Genomic DNA, 17,357 nt, shown 5'->3' with positions numbered 1-17,357 from the left:
CTTGTAAAGTGACAGGGATGTCGCAACAACATTTATTATCGACCGCAACCCAGTCGGGCGATAAGGAACCCGCCATCTTCCGAGCGTCATCGCTCCTGCGAACCAGTCCACAGTTTTTCAAGTTGCCGGAAACTACCGCTATGTCCGCATGTATGGCGTCAGTCGCAGCGCTGAGAACGATTGGGGCTATTCCATTTGGGAATTTGAGATCTACGGCCAGAGCGGCGGTGATGGAGGCGGCAACGCTGGCAGCCTGACTCTCCAGGCGGAAGATTACGAGAGCGCCTATGACACCACGGCGGGCAACACCGGTGGAGCCTATCGCTCGGGCGATGTGGACATCGAAGCCAGCACCGATGAGGGGGAGGGCTACAATGTCGGCTGGATCGCCCCCGGCGAATGGCTCGAATATACTCTAACGCTGGATGCGGCGACTTATGCGGTGAACTCCCGGGTCGCCTCAGACACAGGTGGCGGTGCCTTTACCGTGGACCTGAACGGCTCCGAAATTGTGGGAACGCAGAGCATCGACAATACCGGCGGATGGCAATCCTGGAGCACGCTAAGCTCCAGCCCGATCGCTTTACCTGCCGGGGAACACACCGTACGAGTTAACGTGCAGAGCGGCGACTTCAATTTGAACTGGTTGCGTTTCGAAACGGTTGACGATGACGATGGCGGCGATTCCACTCAACCCGCCTGGAGCGATGAATTCGACACCATCGACACTGATAACTGGGCCTTCGAGACCGGTGGCCAGGGCTGGGGCAATCAGGAGTTGCAGTACTACACCGATGGTGACAACGCTTACATTGAGTACGATGTACAAGTCGACAGCAACGTGCTGGTACTGGAAGCTCGCCAAGAAAACCCCGCGGGATTCAATTGCTGGTACGGACCCTGTGAATACACTTCAACGCGCATGATTTCCAAAGGCAAACAGGAATTCACCTACGGGCGTATGGAAGCTCGCATCAAGCTGCCGCAAACCCAGGGTATCTGGCCCGCATTCTGGATGATGGGGAATGATATCGACAGTGTCGGCTGGCCCCAGAACGGTGAGCTCGACATCATGGAGCATGTGGGTTACGAGCCCAATTTGACCCACGGCGCCCTGCATGGGCCGGGGTACTCGGGCAACACACCGATCAACGGCACCCACGACCTGGGGGAGTCGGCCGACGCCAATTATCATGTGTACGCTGTAGAGTGGGACGAAAACGGTATCGACTGGTACGTGGACGATGTGAATTTTTACAGCATCACGCGCTCCGAGGTAGAACAGTATGGCGAGTGGGTCTACGACCATCCATTCTTCTTCCTCTTGAACGTCGCCGTCGGCGGCACCTGGCCGGGGGAGCCCGACGCCAGCAGCCAGTTCCCACAGCGCATGTACATTGATTACGTGAGAGTTTACCAATAACGCATTTTTTGGCGGGCAAATAAAAAGGCAAGCGAGGCGACGTGCCTCGCTTGCCTTGTTACGACCAACATACCACTAGTACTGGCGGATCATGGTCCAATGCTGATTGCTGCGACCGGTCCGGTCCCACTGCACAATATTGGCCTGGTTTTCGGTGCTATTGCCGTAAACATCCAGCAACATACCGCTCAGTTCAGATTCGATCTCCACATAATTTCCGGTGACCGAATTGAACTGCCAGCGTTGGCCGTCGCCGCCCAGATAATCATATTGGGCAATGTTCGCCCCGGCACTGGTCGACACGCCCCATACGTCCATGCTTTTCAGGCTCAATGCATTGATCAGGCTGTAATTGCCTGTGCCCTGATCGATCACGTACCACTGCTGATGCAGGCCATTGTTGAAATCGTACTGCACGACATTGCCGCCGTTCTCGGTGTCCGCGTACTCGATCTCCAGACTCTTGCCGCTACGCCGAGACTGAATCTGATACAGCCCTTCACTGGTTCCGCCACAATCCATGATGTTGTTGAAGTTGTGGGTCATCGAAGGCCAGCCGCCGGAGAAGGTCATCATCTGAATGTCCAGCTTGGCTGTGCCGCCATCGTTCAGATCGTAGTAATGGGTGGTGGTAAAGTTGCACCCGTCCTGCTTGAGAATACCGATGTGCCCGGGGCCCTTGCGCTTGCCATCTTCATTGGGAAGCAGGTTGCGCTCATCGGTGTAAGGGCCAAACACACTGGTGGAGCGAGCCACCTGAACTTTGTAGGTGCTATTCGACCCCTGACAGCACTTGCCGCGAGTGAAAAACAGATAGTAGTAGTCACCGTTGCGGGTAATGTAAGGCGCTTCGATGGACTGATGACCCCCACCGTAAATTTTGGTGACGCCAGAGGCCAGCTTACCGGTGCTCTGATTGATCTCCGCCACACCGAGACCACCGAACCAGGAGCCGTAGGACATATAGACGCGACCATCATGATCGCGGAACAGTGCCGCATCAATCGCATTGATCTCGTCAGAGCCACCGTAGGACTGCACCACCATGCCCAGATCCTGCCAGTTGGGATTTTTCAGGGACGGGGTCCGCACCACGCCGATTGCCGAACGCGAGCTACCGAATGTGGAGACCGAATAGTAAACGTAGAAGTAGTCCCCCATCTGAATGGCATCGGGGGCCCAGAACTCCCCTTCAAAACCCGGTACGGCATCATTGATCCAGCTGGGCCAGCCACTGCCGAAGATCGTACCGGGGTTGCCCCAGTCGGTCAGATCCGTGGAGCGGGAATACCACACACCACCGCCGGTGGTGAAATGGAAATAGGTATCGCCGTCTTTCATCAAAGTGGCCGGATCGTGCGAGTTGGGGATACCGGTCAGCTCCAGAGCCGAGGCCGGCACGCAGCAGAGCAGGAGTGATACCAGCAACGCACGTTGAGTGAGACTTACTGATTGAAGTAAGGCTGAGAACATAGATTCACCTGTTATCGATTATTAGTGTGTTGTACCTCCATGCGTGGTAGTCCACATCAGTCCGTATTATTATCCTATAAGTAGACATTTTAGAGTCTATCAGGTATTACCTGTCGCTTCATTCCACACTGAGACCAATCCCGAATGCTAAGCCCCCTGTAATATGCCAAAAGGCTATATAAATAACCGGAAAAATCTCGCATCAGCCTCCGAACAGGCTTGCCCCGCGCCTTAAACTGATTGAGTCAGCCGACGAATAAGGGCAGAATCCGCCCTCATGATCACAATGGGTTAGAGAATAGAATGGCCATCAACTGGTTCCCCGGACATATGCACAAGGCGCGCAAGGAAATCGCGCAAGTCATGGCTCAGATGGATGTGGTGATTGAGGTGCTGGACGCGCGTATCCCCTACTCCAGCGAAAACCCGCTGGTGCCCAGCCTGCGGGGCGAGAAGCCGTGCATCAAGTTGCTGAACAAGGCCGATCTGGCCGACCCGGTGCTCACCCAGCGCTGGATCGAGTACCTGGAGCAGGAACAGGGCGTGGTCGCCATCCCCGTGAGCCACACTCAGCCGGCCGGCATCAAACGGATTCTGACTCTGTGTCAGGACCTGCTCGCCGACCGCAATCTGAGCGCCCGCAATGCCCAGGCGATGATCATGGGCATCCCCAATGTGGGCAAATCAACGCTGATCAATATTCTCGCCGGGAGGCGCATCGCCAAAACCGGCGACGAAGCGGGCGTCACCAAGGCCCAGCAGCGTATCAAGCTGGATAATCGCGTTGTCCTGACCGATACGCCAGGGTTTCTGTGGCCCAAGCTGAACCCACCCAGCTGCGGGTATCGCCTGGCGGCCACCGGCGCGATCAAGGAGCGGGTGTTCGATTACCCCGAGGTGGCCTTTTTCATCGTAGAGTATCTCGCCCAGCAGTATCCCCAGGCGCTGACCCAGCGCTACAAGCTCGAGGCGCTACCCGAGGGTGACCTGGCCCTGATCGAGGCCATCGGTGAGGCACGCGGTGCGGTGCGCAAGGGAGGGATGGTAGACCTGGAAAAGGTCTCGGCATTGCTCATCAGCGAGCTGCAGGCCGGCCTGTTGGGTCCCGTCACCCTGGAGACCCCGGAAATGACAGCACAGGAAGAGCGCGAGGCTCAAGCAGAGGATGAACGCATAAAAAAGGAAAAAGAGGAGAAGAAACGCGAGCGCCAGCTACGCGCCAGAAAGAATCGCCGTTAAGCGAGAGCCGCTGAGTCTTTCCGTTAAAAAGGCAGGTGCAGATAAGGCCTGATTTTCTGAAACAGGTTCCAGAACGGAATGGCGCGCAACGGTTTGAGCATCTTCGAACCGTACCGACCGGTCAGAAACCCCGCCGCAAAACAGCCGGCAATGCCCCACTCACCACGCAGGCGATCACCCAGCTGGGCTCGACCCTGCTGGGTGATCTGATAGAGCAGACGACGCTCTTCATCAATGTGCACGGCCATGGCAATCACGCGATTGCGCTTTTTCCGTATCAGTAATGACATCATGGCGGGGTTTCTCCCGGATCCTTCGCCGCCGCCTTGAAATCGGCAAAAATCGAGCGTGAAAACGCCCGGCGGGTAGCGGGGAAGGTGAGCCAGCTTTTGACACTGCGAATCTGCCAACGCAGATAAAACACAAGAGCCACTTGCGCCACTATCGCGCCCGCCAGTATCCAGCCCAGGGACAGGCCCTGCTGAAACGCGTAGAAACCGGCACCAATCAGCAGCAAAATCCAGATCAACGTCAGTGTCATGGCCATCAAAAAGGCCAGCCCCATCAACAGGATGGCGGTACTGAGCGCCAACCTCGCCTCGGCTCTCGCCAGCGAAAAGCGATCTCTCCAGGTCTGCCGCGCCAGTGCGATCATGGCCGCGGCCAGATCCAGGAGCGACTCTTCCGGAGAGGCCTCTTCAGGGTCGAGTTGTTCCTGTTTCTGCTGCTGGTGTGGTTCCTGCTCAGCGGTGGAATCTTCGCCAGCGTGCATTCAACTCTCCAATAACTGGCAGCCGCTAGCGGCGCAGGATATTGGCAATCACCAGGCCTGCCGCAAAGGCAATACCGGCGGCCATCAGGGGGTTTTCCCGGGCGTACTCACGCGCGCCTGACACTGACCCTTCGACCTGAGCCCGCCACTCTTCCTGCTTCTCCGACCAGGATTCTTGGCCTTGGGAAGCGGCACCACGGAGACGCTCTTCGGTGTGGGCGACGCGCTCAGACAGACGATCAATGGCTTCGTGTGCCGCCGAAACGGTTTTTTCGGTAAAAGGCGCACCGGATTCGGTTGCGCTTTCATTGGTCGCTGTTTTGGTAGTGGAAGTTGCCATGCTATTCCTCCTAATGGCGGTTGTCGCCAAGGTTAATGGCAGACAAGAAGCGATCTGCTCCGTCTGACCTAGTGGGCTGCGCGGCTAATTCGGTAACGCTCAGAGCGCCTGTGCCGGTGCGAATCAAGGCGCGTTTCGCAGGCCAGGGTGGGTCCCTTGTCAAGAAACGCAACGCCGAGTCGTGCCGGCACAGGCGCTCCCGGAGGGCCGCCGCACAAGCGCCTTGGGCGGCGTTGCGCTCGCTTGAATTGACGACGGGCCAGTCCTGCACTCGCGCGCCTAGCCCACGACGCTTGTGCGACGGCTGAGCATTACCGAATTAGCCGCGCAGCCCACTGTTACCATAACACCTTTTTCGCCTTCGTTTAAGTTTTGGCACAATTCACTGCCAGAACCTTGTTCACTGGCCGGACGCGCGGTCATTCACATCACGACGTGCGCCATTCGGTATCCGAATCGGGAATCAGCTCCGCCTCGTCCATTTCGGTCATCATTTTTTCTCCTTCGGCCGCTCGCGGCTTGGCAAAGCGGGCGAGCCCCAGATACACCACCGGTGTGAGGAACAGGGTAAACAGAGCCGCCAGGCCCAACCCCCCGAAGATCACCCAGCCAATGGCCCAGCGGGACTCGGCACCAGGGCCGCTACTGAGGATCAGGGGCAGACCACCCAATACGGTCGACATCATGGTCATGGTAATGGGGCGCAGGCGGACCATGGCCGCCGTGCGAACCGCACTCAACACCGAGTGGCCCATGTCGCGCAGCTGATCGGCAAACTCCACCAGCAGAATGCCGTTCTTGGCCATCAGACCGATCAGCATGACCAGGCCGATCTGGGAGTAAATGTTGATGCTCGTGCCAGTTATCAGTATCGCCAGAATCGCCGCCGCGATCCCGAAGGGTACGGTCACCATCACGATCAGGGCACTGGTAAAGCTTTCAAACTGGGCGCACAACACCAGGAACACTACCACCAGGGCGATGATATAGGTCATCGCCACATCCCGGGAGGTTTCACCCAGCGTCTGGGCTTCGCCCTGGAAAATCAGACTGATGCCACGCGGTAGCGTCTCGGCACTCATCGCACGGACTTCATCCACGGCGCGCTGCATCGGGATGTCTTCATCCAGCTGAAACTCAATCTCGATGGCCCGGCGCTGTGAGTGCCGTTCCAGCTCCGCCGCTACGTTGTCTTCGCGAATGTCGACCACGGACGAGAGCGGAATCAGGTCGCCACCTTCCGAGGTAACGTAGAGGTTCACCAGATCATTGGGCGTGCGAATCTGTCCCGTGGCCGATTCGAGCACAATCGGGATGGCTTCATCGCCCACACTCAGATCCACGACATCAAAGCCCTGGATCATTGAGCGCATGGTAGTGGAGATATCGTCCAGCTCTACCCCCAGTTCGGAGGCACGGCGCCGATCAATATTGACCGACAACTGGGGTTTGTTGGGGTCGTAATCCAGGTCCGGGTCAGACAGGTAGTCGAAGCGCTCTTCGATTTCGGCGATAAACTCTTCCGCGGCGGCATAGATCTGATCGTAATCCGGGCCGGTGAGTGCCACCTCCAGACTGTTGCCCTGTCCTCCGCCGCGAATATCCAGGCTGTTGCCACTGCCGATCCAGGTGGAGATACCGGGAATGGCATTCAACGGCTCTTCCAGCTCCTCGGCAATTTCCATACGGGTGCGCTCACGCTCATCCCAATGTTTCAGGGGGAGCACGAACAGGGCCCGGTTGGGATCGCGCCAACCGATGATGGAAAAGGCCAATTCCACTTCACCGGAGTCCAGCAACGGCTGGACCACATCGCTGACTTTCTGTGCCTGTCGTTCGCTGTATTCAAGCCCGACGCCCTCCGGCCCATTGGTGCCGATATAGATCACCCCCCGGTCCTCTTCGGGCAGCAGCTCATTGGGCACCACGGTGTAGGCAAAGCCGGCGCCGATCACCACCAGCACGGCAATGCCAAAGGTCAACCAGGCGTGAGACAGCGCATGATCGATCATCCAACCGTAGCCACGGGCCAGGTAGTCCCCGAGCCGGTGCAGTCGATCGCGGATCGGGTGGACTTCGTCTTTGCGCTCGGGCGAGATGCGGGCCGCGGCGGCGGGCACCAGAGACAGGGCCACGAAGGAGGAAATGATGACCGCCACCGCCAGCACAAAACCGAACTCACGGAACAGCCGGCCCGCGGTACTGGGCAGAATGGCGATGGGGACAAAAACCGAGACCAGCACCGCCGTGGTCGCGACCACCGCGAAAAAGACCTGTCGCGTGCCCAGCACGGCGGCGGCGCGGGCTCCGAGCCCCTGGTGGCGACGGCGCTGAATGTTCTCCAACACCACAATCGCATCATCCACCACCAGACCGGTGGCCAACACCAGCGCCAACAGCGTGAGGATATTGATGGAAAAACCGAGCGCCCAGATGGCCGCCACAGTCCCGACCAGGGCGATGGGTATCGCCAGGCTGGGAACCAGGGTGATCCGGAAGGAGCCCATGAAGAGCCAGATGGTGCCCACCACAATGGCGACGGTCAGCAGCAGGCTGGTGATCACCTCGCGCACTGAGCCCTTGATGAAGGTGGCATTGTCTTCGGTAACCGACAGCTGAATGTCATCGAAACGCTCGTTGAGAGGGCCCATCATCCGATGGATGCCTTCCGAGATTTCCAGAGTATTGGATTGCGCCTGGCGCACGATGCCGAGCCCCACCACCGGCTGGCCGTTGTAGCGCACCAGCGAGCTGGCATCCTGGGGCGAGTAAAACACCCGGGCCACATCGCCGATTTTGGTGCTACCGGAGACCACGATTTCCTGGATTTCCCGCTCGGAGATCGCGGTGGCGTCGGCTCTGACCAGCAACTCCTGATCATTGGAGCGGAAGCTGCCGCTGGGTACATCGTAGGGGGCCGTTCGCAGCGCCGCCGCCACATCGGCCACGCCCAGGCCCACACTCGCCAGACGTATGGGATCGACCACCACGCGGACCACCCTGTCGCGCCCGCCAAATACCCGAACATCGGCTACTCCCGTCACGGAGATCAGCTCGGGCACGATTTCCTGCTCGACCCGTCGGGTCAGCTCGGTCTCCGACAGCACGTCACTGATGGCGGCAATATTGATGATGGAGCCGGCGTCCGGATCGGCTTTGGTGATGGTCAGCTGTTCGACATCGTCGGGAAGCTCATCCCGCACCCGGCTGACCGCTTCACGTACCTCTGAAGCGGCATCATTGAGTTCCACCCCCGGGTTGAACTCCAGCCCCATGCGAAAGTTGCCCTCTTCGCTATCGGAGCGGATGCTGCGCAGCCCCGAGACACGGGCAACCGCGCCTTCGACGATACTGGTCACCTCCGCGTCCATGGTCTCCGGTGAGGCACCCGGGTAATTACCGCTGACCGACACATAGGGGTGGTCCACATCCGGCAACTCTCTGACCTCAACCGCGAGAATCGCCGCCACACCCGCCAGCGCAATCAGCAGGTTGATCACCAATATCAGTATGGGACGGCGGATGCTGACGCTGGGAAGGTCATCGACCGGCGCCGCCCGACGTGGATCCTGCCCCTCACTCACGACTCATCTCCCGTCTGCGCCGTTTCCAACTCGGCATTCAATGGTCTGACTCGCGCCCCTTCACGTACGGCGTGAACGCCCTCGGTCACGATATGGGCATTGTCGGGAAAGTCGGCTTCCACCAGCACCCCCTGGGCGCTGCGCTGGACAATATTGACCATCACCCGCTCGGCTTTGCCGTCCTCCACGATCCAGACATAGGCGCCCTCGCCTCCCCACTGCAGAGAAATTTCCGGCACTTTCGGGTATCGGTTGCCGGAGAGTGTCATCTGCACGCGAAAGCTCATGCCGGGGCGCAGGTTATCGGCTGTGTTGTCGACGTGAGCGCGCACCGTAAACGTTCGCCGGGCTTCATCAATGCGGGAGTCCACATCCACAATTTCCCCCTCGGCCACAGAAAACCTGTCGCTCCAGGTGCTCAGCTGAATGGTGTCGCCCGCCTGCAAGCGGCCAAACAACAGCTCCGGCAGTTGAAAGCGGACCAACAGCGTCGTGCGGTCGTCCAGTGTGGTAATTACGGAGTCCGGACCGATCCAGGCACCCGGGTCAACGTCAGTCATGCCCACATGCCCCGTGAACGGCGCCTCGATGGTGTGATAATCAAGCTGGACTTTTGCCCGCTCCAGGGCGATTCGGGCCCGGTCGACCTCGCTGTTGGCGGCATCCAGGTCGGACTGGGTCACCCCGCCGCTGGCGGCCGAGCGCTGGTAGCGGTCCAGCAAGCGCTTGGCATCGGCCAGCTCCACTTCGGCCAGCTCCACGGCCAGCCGCTCATCGCGGTCATCCAGGCGCAACAGCACCTGCCCCTGCTCGACTCGCTCTCCAGCGGAAATGGCCACTTCGGAGACTTCCCCGGTCACTGACGGCTCCAGTTCGACGGAGCGAAGCGCCCGGGACGTGCCGATGGCCTCCACAAACGTGCTCTCCACGTCGTACTCGACTTCAGCGGTCAGTATCGGCTGGGCGGGACGCTCGTCCCCTTCGCTATCCGACTCCTCTGAGGTGTCGGAGCAGCCAGTGATGCCGGTAATGAGAGACAAGAGAAGAAGAGCACCGAGCGTGCGAGGTGCACTGCTTATGATGTACCACGATTGTTTCATAATTCGTTATCGGTCGATTGAGTAGAGGGGCAGAATACTGCGAAACCGTGACAAGAGATCAGTCACTAGGGTGTTACAGCACACTAGCTTCATAGGCTACGCTAAAATCATACAAATGACGACAGAACCCCGCGCCGGCGAGTACCAGTAAATGTAAAGATTGGTTATTGGTCTTAACAGTGCCGTGGATATCTTGCGCAAAGGCCTTTAGGCTTGGAATCAAAAGCGCTTTAGGCTTGGTCTCAACACAACATTTGCAGACAGGAGCAGACTCATGGGTCTCTTGGTTAAAGGTCAGTGGCACGACCAGTGGTATGACACCGAAAAAACCGGTGGCGAATTCATTCGCGAAGACGCCCAGTTCCGCAACTGGGTCACCCCCGATGGCAGCGCGGGCCCCAGTGGCGAGGGCGGCTTCAAGGCGGAGAAGGGACGCTATCACCTTTACGTATCCTACGCCTGCCCCTGGGCGCACCGGACACTGATCTTCCGTAAGCTTTTGGGCCTGGAAGATGTGATCAGCTACTCAGTGGTTCACCCCTACATGCTCGAAAACGGCTGGGAATTCAAAGCCGACAAGGCTTTCAACACTGAAGGACCGGAGCCGCTGTATGGCTTCGACTGCATGCATCAGGTCTACACCAAAGCGCAGCCGGACTATTCCGGTCGGGTCACTGTGCCGGTCCTGTGGGACAAGCAGCGCGAGACCATTGTCAGCAACGAGTCGGCGGAAATCATCCGCATGCTCTCCAGCGGTTTCCGGGATCTGGCACAATCACCCCGGGATTATTACCCCGAGGCGCAGCGCGACGCCATCGACGCGATTAACGAAAAGGTGTACCACAACATCAACAACGGCGTGTATCGCTCGGGCTTCGCCACCAAACAGGAAGCCTATTCAAAAGCCTACCATCAATTGTTCTCGGCATTAGATGATGTCGAGGCGATTCTGGCCCGGCAAAAGTTTTTGGCGGGCGAGGAGATCACTGAAGCGGATTGGCGGCTGTTTACCACGCTGGTGAGGTTTGATGCCGTGTACGTGGGCCACTTCAAATGCAACCGCCACCGCATTGCCGACTTCCCGAACCTGTCCAATTACCTGCGGCAACTGTACCAGGTGCCGGGCGTGGCCGAGACGGTGCACATTGACCACATCAAGAACCATTACTACTACAGCCACGACACCATCAACCCCACCCGCATCGTGCCCGAAGGGCCGGAGTTGAATCTGGATGCGCCGCATAATCGGTGAAGGTTTTGGCGGCGGATGCGCTTCTGGTTTGGGAATGGCGGATGCGCTTACAGCTTATCCGCCCTACGTATACCACGGCCGTTTATGTAGGGCGGATAAGCGTCAAGCGCATCCGCCAAGTTCGTAGGGTGGGTCGGTCCGGCGCCTCGGAGCGTCAAGCGCATCCGCCAACTTCCCCCAAAGTCATGCGTACATAGGCAAAGCCCGACTGATGATCGCCCGGGTCGGCGTCCCCCGAGGTAAGTTGCCGTACAGCCCGTGCGGCCGGTCAATGCGACTGGCAATAAACGCCTCCGCCACGCGCGAATCACCGTAGCGCACCAGCAATGACGCCTGCAGCCCCACCGCCATGGCTTCGGCCAGACTCCGGGCCCGATACTCGCGGGCGCCGCTGTCATTCAGCGCCGCCGACAATTCATCCATATGCCGATCCAGGCGAGAATCGGAACCGCGGGTGCGGGACAGCTCCCGCTCCAGCACCTCCCGGCTTTCGGGTTGTTTATCCAGCGCCCGCAACACATCCAGACACTGGATATTGCCGCTGCCCTCCCAGATGGCGTTGATCGGCGCTTCCCGGTACAGGCGCGCGGTCATGAATTCATTCATCACCCCGCTGCCGCCTAGGCACTCCATGGCCTCGTAGTTGTGGCCCGGCACCCGTTTGCAGACCCAGTATTTTCCCAGCGCCGTGGCCAGGCGCATCAGCGCCTGTTCGGCGGGGTCGTCGGCCTGATCCAGCGCCCGCGCCAGGCGCATGGCGAGCACCAGGGCCGCATCACTCTCCACCACCAGGTCGGCCAGCACATTCTGCATCAGGGGCTGATCCAACAGGGCTTTGCCGAATGCCCGCCGGTGGGCGCAATGATGAATCGCCTGCAGCACCCCCTGGCGCATGGCCGCGGCTGAGGCCAGGGTGCAGTCAAACCGGGTCAGGGCCACCATCTGCAAAATGGTGGGCACGCCCCGCCCCTCTTCACCCAGCAGCCACCCCTCGGCACCGCGCAACTCCATCTCGCTGGAGGCATTGGAGACATTGCCCATCTTGTCTTTCAGACGCTGCAGGAGTATCGGGTTTTTGCCGCCCTCCGGTCGCCAGCGGGGCACCAGAAAACAGGAGAGGCCGCCCTCGGCCTGGGCCAGCATCAAAAACCCATCGCTGTTGGGCGCGGACATGAAGAACTTGTGCCCCACCAGCTGGTAGCGCTCGCCCCCGCCGACGCCCGCCAGGGGTTTGGCGCGCGTGGTATTGGCCCGCACGTCGGAGCCGCCCTGCTTTTCGGTCATCGCCATCCCGATGGTCAGGCCGGTTTTCTCCCGGTAGTGGCAATTGCGTGGGTCGTACTCCAGGGATGTGATGCCCGGCAGCCACTGCTCGGCCACTTCGGGTTGATGCTTGAGTGCGGGCACACAGGCAAAGGTCATGGTAATCGGGCAACCGTGCCCCTGCTCCACCTGGGTGTGCAGGTAGTTGAGCGCGGCGCGGCGCACATGGGCGCCCGCGCGAGGCTCGCGCCAGGGGGAGGCATGCAGGCCCTGGGCCACCGCATCGCGCATCAACTGGTGGTAGGCCGGGTGATACTCCACCCAGTCCAGCCGGTGGCCCCAGCGGTCGTGGGTCTTCAACGTCGGGGGGTTGGCGTTGGCGGCAAAGCCCAGCGCAATCTGTTCCGCCGAGCCGCTGCGGCGCCCCTGCAGATGCAGATCCGACTCGGCCCAGCCCGCGCCCATGGCGCGCACCATCTCCTGCAGTGCCGCATCTTCGCTGTAGGCGTTAAAGTCCTCAAGCGCCGGCGGCACGTTGAACACTTCGTGGGTCTCGGCCGGGCTGTTCGCCGCCGAACCGTGATCGTGATTGCCTGGACCAGTCATAGTCGCCTCCCGGTAGGCCGGTGAGTCTGGAAGCTGTATAATCGCGCCTTTTACGCAAGTCGCGCAACCATCACGACACGACGACAGGATACCGCATGTCCCTGGAAAAGAACTATCAGCCCCACGCCATTGAACGCGAGTGGTACCAGACCTGGGAACAGAAGGGTTACTTCAAGCCCCAGGGTGACGGCGACCCCTACTGCATCATGATTCCGCCCCCCAACGTGACCGGCAGCCTGCACATGGGCCACGGTTTCAACAATGCGGTGATGGACGCGATGATCCGCTACCACCGCATGAAGGGCGACGACACTCTCTGGCAGATGGGCACCGACCACGCCGGTATTGCCACCCAGATGGTGGTGGAGCGCCAGCTGGCCGCCGAGGGCCAGGACCGGCACGAGCTGGGTCGGGAGAAGTTCCTGGAGAAGATCTGGGAATGGAAGGCCGAATCCGGCGGCAATATCACCCGTCAGCTGCGCCGCCTGGGCTCCTCTCTGGACTGGAGCCGCGAGCGCTTCACCATGGACGACGGCCTGTCCGACGCGGTGAGAGAGGCCTTTGTGCGCCTGCACGAAGACGGCCTGATCTATCGCGGCAAACGCCTGGTGAACTGGGACCCGAAACTGCACACCGCCATCTCCGATCTTGAAGTGGAGAACCACGACGAGAAGGGCTTTTTCTGGCACATGCGCTACCCGCTCGCCGATGGTGCCAAAACCGCCGAAGGCAAAGACTATCTGGTGGTGGCCACCACGCGCCCGGAGACCATGCTGGGCGACAGCGCCGTGGCTGTGCACCCGGAAGACGAACGGTACGCCTCACTGGTGGGCAAGTTTATCGACCTGCCGTTGGTGGGCCGCCGCATCCCGATCATTGCCGACGACTACGTGGACCCCGAATTCGGCAGCGGCTGTGTGAAAATCACGCCCGCCCACGATTTCAACGACTACGAGGTCGGTAAACGCCACGACCTGCCACTGATCAATATTCTGGACAAAGACGCCGCCGTTCTGGCACGGGCCCAGGTGTTCAACTACGCCGGTGAGAGCCGCGACGACCTGGACACCAACCTGCCGGCCGAACTGGCGGGCAAAGACCGCTACGCCGCACGCGAGGCGATTGTGGAAGCGCTGGAATCCTCCGGTCTGATGGATCAGATTGAAGATCACGCCCTCAAGCAACCGCGCGGTGATCGCTCCGGTGTGGTGGTCGAACCCTGGCTCACTGATCAATGGTATGTGAGCACCAAACCGCTGGCCGAGCCGGCCATCGAGGCGGTGGAAGACGGGCGCATTCAGTTCGTCCCCAAGCAGTACGAAAACATGTATTTCTCCTGGATGCGGGACATTCAGGACTGGTGTATTTCCCGTCAGCTCTGGTGGGGCCATCGCATTCCCGCCTGGTACGACGACAGCGGCAAGGTCTATGTCGGGCGCAATGAAGCCGAAGTACGCAGCAAATACAACCTGGGTATGGACGTCAAGTTGCAGCAGGACGAAGACGTGCTGGACACCTGGTTCAGTTCCGGCCTGTGGACCTTCTCCACCCTGGGCTGGCCCGAACAGACCGACTTTCTGAAGAAGTTCCACCCCACCGATCTGCTGGTGACCGGGTTCGACATCATTTTCTTCTGGGTCGCGCGCATGATCATGCTCACCATGCACCTGATCAAAGACGAACAGGGGCGCCCGCAGGTGCCGTTTGAAACCGTGTATGTGCACGGGCTGGTGCGCGACAGCTATGGCCAGAAGATGTCCAAGTCCAAGGGCAATGTGCTGGACCCGCTGGACATCATCGACGGCATCGACCTGGAAAGCCTGGTGGCCAAACGCACCAAGGGCCTCATGCGCCCGAAAGATGCGAAGAAAATCGAGAAGCAGACGCGCAAGGAGTTTCCCGACGGCATCGCCGCCTACGGTACCGACGCCCTGCGTTTCACTTTCTGCTCCCTGGCCTCCACCGGACGCGACATCAAATTCGATATGGGCCGGGTAGAAGGCTACCGCAATTTCTGCAACAAGATCTGGAACGCGACCCGCTATGTGCTGATGCAGTGTGAGGGCGAAGACTGTGGCCAGAACAACGGCGAAGTGGCCCTGTCACTGGCCGACCGCTGGATCATTTCGCGCCTTCAGGTGGCGGAAAAAGCAGTCACTGAAGGACTGGAGACCTACCGTCTGGATCTGGCCGCGCAGGCGCTGTACGAGTTTGTCTGGAACGAGTACTGCGACTGGTACCTGGAGCTGTCCAAACCGGTATTGTGGGACGAGAACGCCAGCGATATCCAGAAGCGCGGCACCCGTCAGACCCTGATCCGGGTACTGGAGGCCGTGCTGCGCCTGGCTCATCCGCTGATGCCATTCATCACCGAAGAGATCTGGCAGAAAATCAAATCCCTGGCGGGCGTGTCCGGCGAGACCATCATGCTGGCGCCCTACCCGCACGCGGATGACAGCAAAATCGATAGCGACGCCGTCGCCGATATTGAATGGCTGAAAGCCGTGATTCTGGGCGTGCGCAATATTCGCGGGGAAATGAACATCTCACCCGCGAAAAAATTGCCGGTGTTTTTCTACAACGGTTCGGCAGAAGATCAGCGCCGCCTGGAAGAAAACCGCCAGTACCTGATCAAGATCGCCGCCCTGGAAGACGTCACCTGGCTGAACCCCGGCGACGAGGCCCCGGTCTCCGCCACCGCCCTGGCCGGCGATCTGGAGCTGCTGGTGCCCATGGCCGGCCTGATCGACAAGGACGCCGAACTGGAGCGCCTGGGCAAAGAAACCGCCAAGCTCGAAAAAGACATCGAGAAGACCGAAGGCAAATTGAGCAACGCCAATTTTGTCGACAAAGCACCGGCAGAAGTGGTCGATAAAGAGCGCGATCGCCTGGCCGGTCTGAAGTCGTCTTTGGGTAAGCTGCAGGAGCAGGTGAAGCGGATTGAGAGTTTGTAGGTAAAAACCTTAAAACAACGCGGATGCGCCTTAGGCTCCGAAACGTCGGACCGATCGGCCCTACAAACTGGCGGATGCGCTTGACGCTTATCCGCCCTACGGATTGCTACGAGTTTTTTGTAGGGCGGATAAGCGTCAAGCGCATCCGCCAACCCCAACCTCACAAGCCCGCCATCACTCTCCCCTCTCACCACACCTCATATCAACCGACTCCCCCCCGCCCCAATCCAGCGGATAAAGACCCTCCCGAACCGCACGATGAAAGGTCGAATAAGGCCAATCCTGCACCCGGTTGACCCAACCATGCTTGACCGGATTGAAATGCACATAATCCAGGTGTTGACGGTAATCCCGCTCGTCAACAATGGTGTGTTCCCAAAAACGTTGCTGCCAAATATCGATTTGCCGGGGCAACCGCTCTGAGGCGACAACAGTCTTGGAGAAGATTTTCTTGATCTCTCGCCATCGATTGGAATAATCGGCATCGTGCGCCGGCAAGGTCCAGATGGCATGCAGATGTTCGGGTAACACGCACCAGGCATCGATGGTAAAGGGCCGGGTTTGCTGCACTCGTCGGACGGCGTCGCGCAGGGTGCTTATGTATTGCACCAACCAGTCGCTCTGTCGGTCAGAGAGGGTGACGGTAAAGAAATAGGTACCGCCGGGAAGGTAGTTGCGCCGATAATGGGGCATTTCGATCTCCAGTCCCTGGAAATGGGGTATTAGGTAATATTATCGTGAGCTGGCGCAGTAGGGAAAACGGGAGGCGGTTTTGTGCGACCGGGGTTTATAGAATTGTGATGGTATTCAAGTTTTTCGACTGTAGGGGGGTATTGGCGGATGCGCCTTAGGTTCCGATGCTTCGGACCGATCCGCGCTACGATATTTGGCGGATGCGCTTGACGCTTATCCGCCCTACAGTGAGCCTCGAGGTATTCGTAGGGCGGATCGGTCCGACGTTTCGGAGCCTAAGGCGCATCCGCCATAAATCGCGTCACGCACGCATAAAAAAACCGCCCCGATTGGGGCGGTTTCTTGTATGGCGGAGAGGGAGGGATTCGAACCCTCGATACCGGATTAGGGTATACTCCCTTAGCAGGGGAGCGCCTTCAGCCACTCGGCCACCTCTCCGTATTTTTTCCGTATATTGCCGTAATGTGTCGACACTGCGTCAGTGCCACTCGACAAGTGCGGCGCATCATACCATATCTCACGAAAAATCAAAGGCTTGAGATGGTGTGAATGCAAAAAAATGGGGTTTCTTCCCAATATTGGGATTCAGGGCTCAGTACAACCCGCCATGATCAGAGCCCCTGTCTGAACGATGCTTTGTCCAGCTTTTGGTCACCAT

General features: G+C 59.3%; 12 protein-coding genes and 1 tRNA gene. 4 read left to right on the top strand and 9 right to left on the bottom strand.

Going from position 1 to position 17,357, the window contains the following annotated elements; all coding sequences use genetic code 11:
• Positions 1–148 precede the first annotated feature (148 nt).
• Positions 149–1,423 (top strand): family 16 glycosylhydrolase, encoded by a 1,275-nt coding sequence (locus AAE484_RS10735; protein ID WP_341938387.1) that lies wholly within the window; start codon positions 149–151, stop codon positions 1,421–1,423.
• Positions 1,424–1,498: 75 nt separating this feature from the next.
• Here the strand turns inward: AAE484_RS10735 and AAE484_RS10730 are convergent, their stop codons facing one another.
• Positions 1,499–2,896: a family 43 glycosylhydrolase gene (locus AAE484_RS10730; RefSeq protein WP_341938386.1), complete on the bottom strand. Its 1,398-nt coding sequence runs from the start codon at positions 2,894–2,896 to the stop codon at positions 1,499–1,501.
• A gap of 303 nt (positions 2,897–3,199) precedes the next feature.
• On the opposite strand from AAE484_RS10730, the gene ylqF reads away from it, so the two are divergent.
• Positions 3,200–4,135, top strand: coding sequence for a ribosome biogenesis GTPase YlqF (gene ylqF / locus AAE484_RS10725; RefSeq protein ID WP_341938384.1), 936 nt, complete (start codon positions 3,200–3,202; stop codon positions 4,133–4,135).
• 23 nt (positions 4,136–4,158) lie between these two features.
• On the opposite strand, the gene AAE484_RS10720 is transcribed toward ylqF, so the two are convergent.
• The 5 genes from AAE484_RS10720 to AAE484_RS10700 all read right to left on the bottom strand — a co-directional run bounded on the left by AAE484_RS10720 (position 4,159) and on the right by AAE484_RS10700 (position 9,931).
• Positions 4,159–4,428 carry a hypothetical protein gene (locus AAE484_RS10720; protein ID WP_341938383.1) on the bottom strand — a complete coding sequence of 90 codons (270 nt, stop codon included), beginning with the start codon at positions 4,426–4,428 and terminating at the stop codon, positions 4,159–4,161.
• Complete coding sequence (locus AAE484_RS10715) at positions 4,425–4,907, bottom strand: hypothetical protein (protein WP_341938382.1); 483 nt, start codon at positions 4,905–4,907, stop codon at positions 4,425–4,427. Before AAE484_RS10715 ends, AAE484_RS10720 begins: the two co-directional genes overlap by 4 nt.
• Before the next feature lie 25 nt (positions 4,908–4,932).
• A complete protein-coding gene (locus tag AAE484_RS10710) occupies positions 4,933–5,247 on the bottom strand; it encodes a DUF883 C-terminal domain-containing protein (RefSeq protein ID WP_341938381.1) in 315 nt (104 codons plus the stop codon).
• Between the two features lie 428 nt (positions 5,248–5,675).
• Complete coding sequence (locus AAE484_RS10705) at positions 5,676–8,831, bottom strand: efflux RND transporter permease subunit (RefSeq protein WP_341938380.1); 3,156 nt, start codon at positions 8,829–8,831, stop codon at positions 5,676–5,678.
• The gene (locus tag AAE484_RS10700) at positions 8,828–9,931 is read right to left on the bottom strand and encodes an efflux RND transporter periplasmic adaptor subunit (protein ID WP_341938379.1); all 1,104 of its coding nucleotides are present in this window, start codon (positions 9,929–9,931) and stop codon (positions 8,828–8,830) included. Before AAE484_RS10700 ends, AAE484_RS10705 begins: the two co-directional genes overlap by 4 nt.
• A 274-nt stretch (positions 9,932–10,205) precedes the next feature.
• Between AAE484_RS10700 and AAE484_RS10695 the strand changes: the two genes are divergently transcribed.
• On the top strand, positions 10,206–11,183 hold the full coding sequence (locus AAE484_RS10695) for a glutathione S-transferase family protein (protein WP_341938378.1): 978 nt from the start codon (positions 10,206–10,208) through the stop codon (positions 11,181–11,183).
• A 183-nt stretch (positions 11,184–11,366) separates the two neighbouring features.
• On the opposite strand, the gene AAE484_RS10690 is transcribed toward AAE484_RS10695, so the two are convergent.
• Positions 11,367–13,052 carry an acyl-CoA dehydrogenase family protein gene (locus AAE484_RS10690; RefSeq protein WP_341938377.1) on the bottom strand — a complete coding sequence of 562 codons (1,686 nt, stop codon included), beginning with the start codon at positions 13,050–13,052 and terminating at the stop codon, positions 11,367–11,369.
• A 101-nt stretch (positions 13,053–13,153) separates the two neighbouring features.
• Between AAE484_RS10690 and AAE484_RS10685 the strand changes: the two genes are divergently transcribed.
• Positions 13,154–16,006, top strand: a complete 2,853-nt coding sequence (locus AAE484_RS10685) for a valine--tRNA ligase (protein WP_341938405.1) — start codon at positions 13,154–13,156, stop codon at positions 16,004–16,006.
• A 174-nt stretch (positions 16,007–16,180) separates the two neighbouring features.
• On the opposite strand, the gene AAE484_RS10680 is transcribed toward AAE484_RS10685, so the two are convergent.
• Both AAE484_RS10680 and AAE484_RS10675 read right to left on the bottom strand, forming a co-directional pair.
• Entirely contained in the window at positions 16,181–16,699 is a 519-nt protein-coding gene (locus AAE484_RS10680) for an REP-associated tyrosine transposase (protein WP_341938376.1), read from the bottom strand.
• Between the two features lie 347 nt (positions 16,700–17,046).
• Positions 17,047–17,137: transfer RNA gene (locus AAE484_RS10675), tRNA-Ser, on the bottom strand.
• Positions 17,138–17,357: the final 220 nt, after the last annotated feature.

It is taken from the genome of Marinimicrobium sp. C2-29 (genome assembly GCF_038419845.1).
Classification (GTDB): Bacteria; Pseudomonadota; Gammaproteobacteria; order Pseudomonadales; family Cellvibrionaceae; genus Marinimicrobium.
This window is presented reverse-complemented; position numbering and strand designations above follow the sequence as displayed.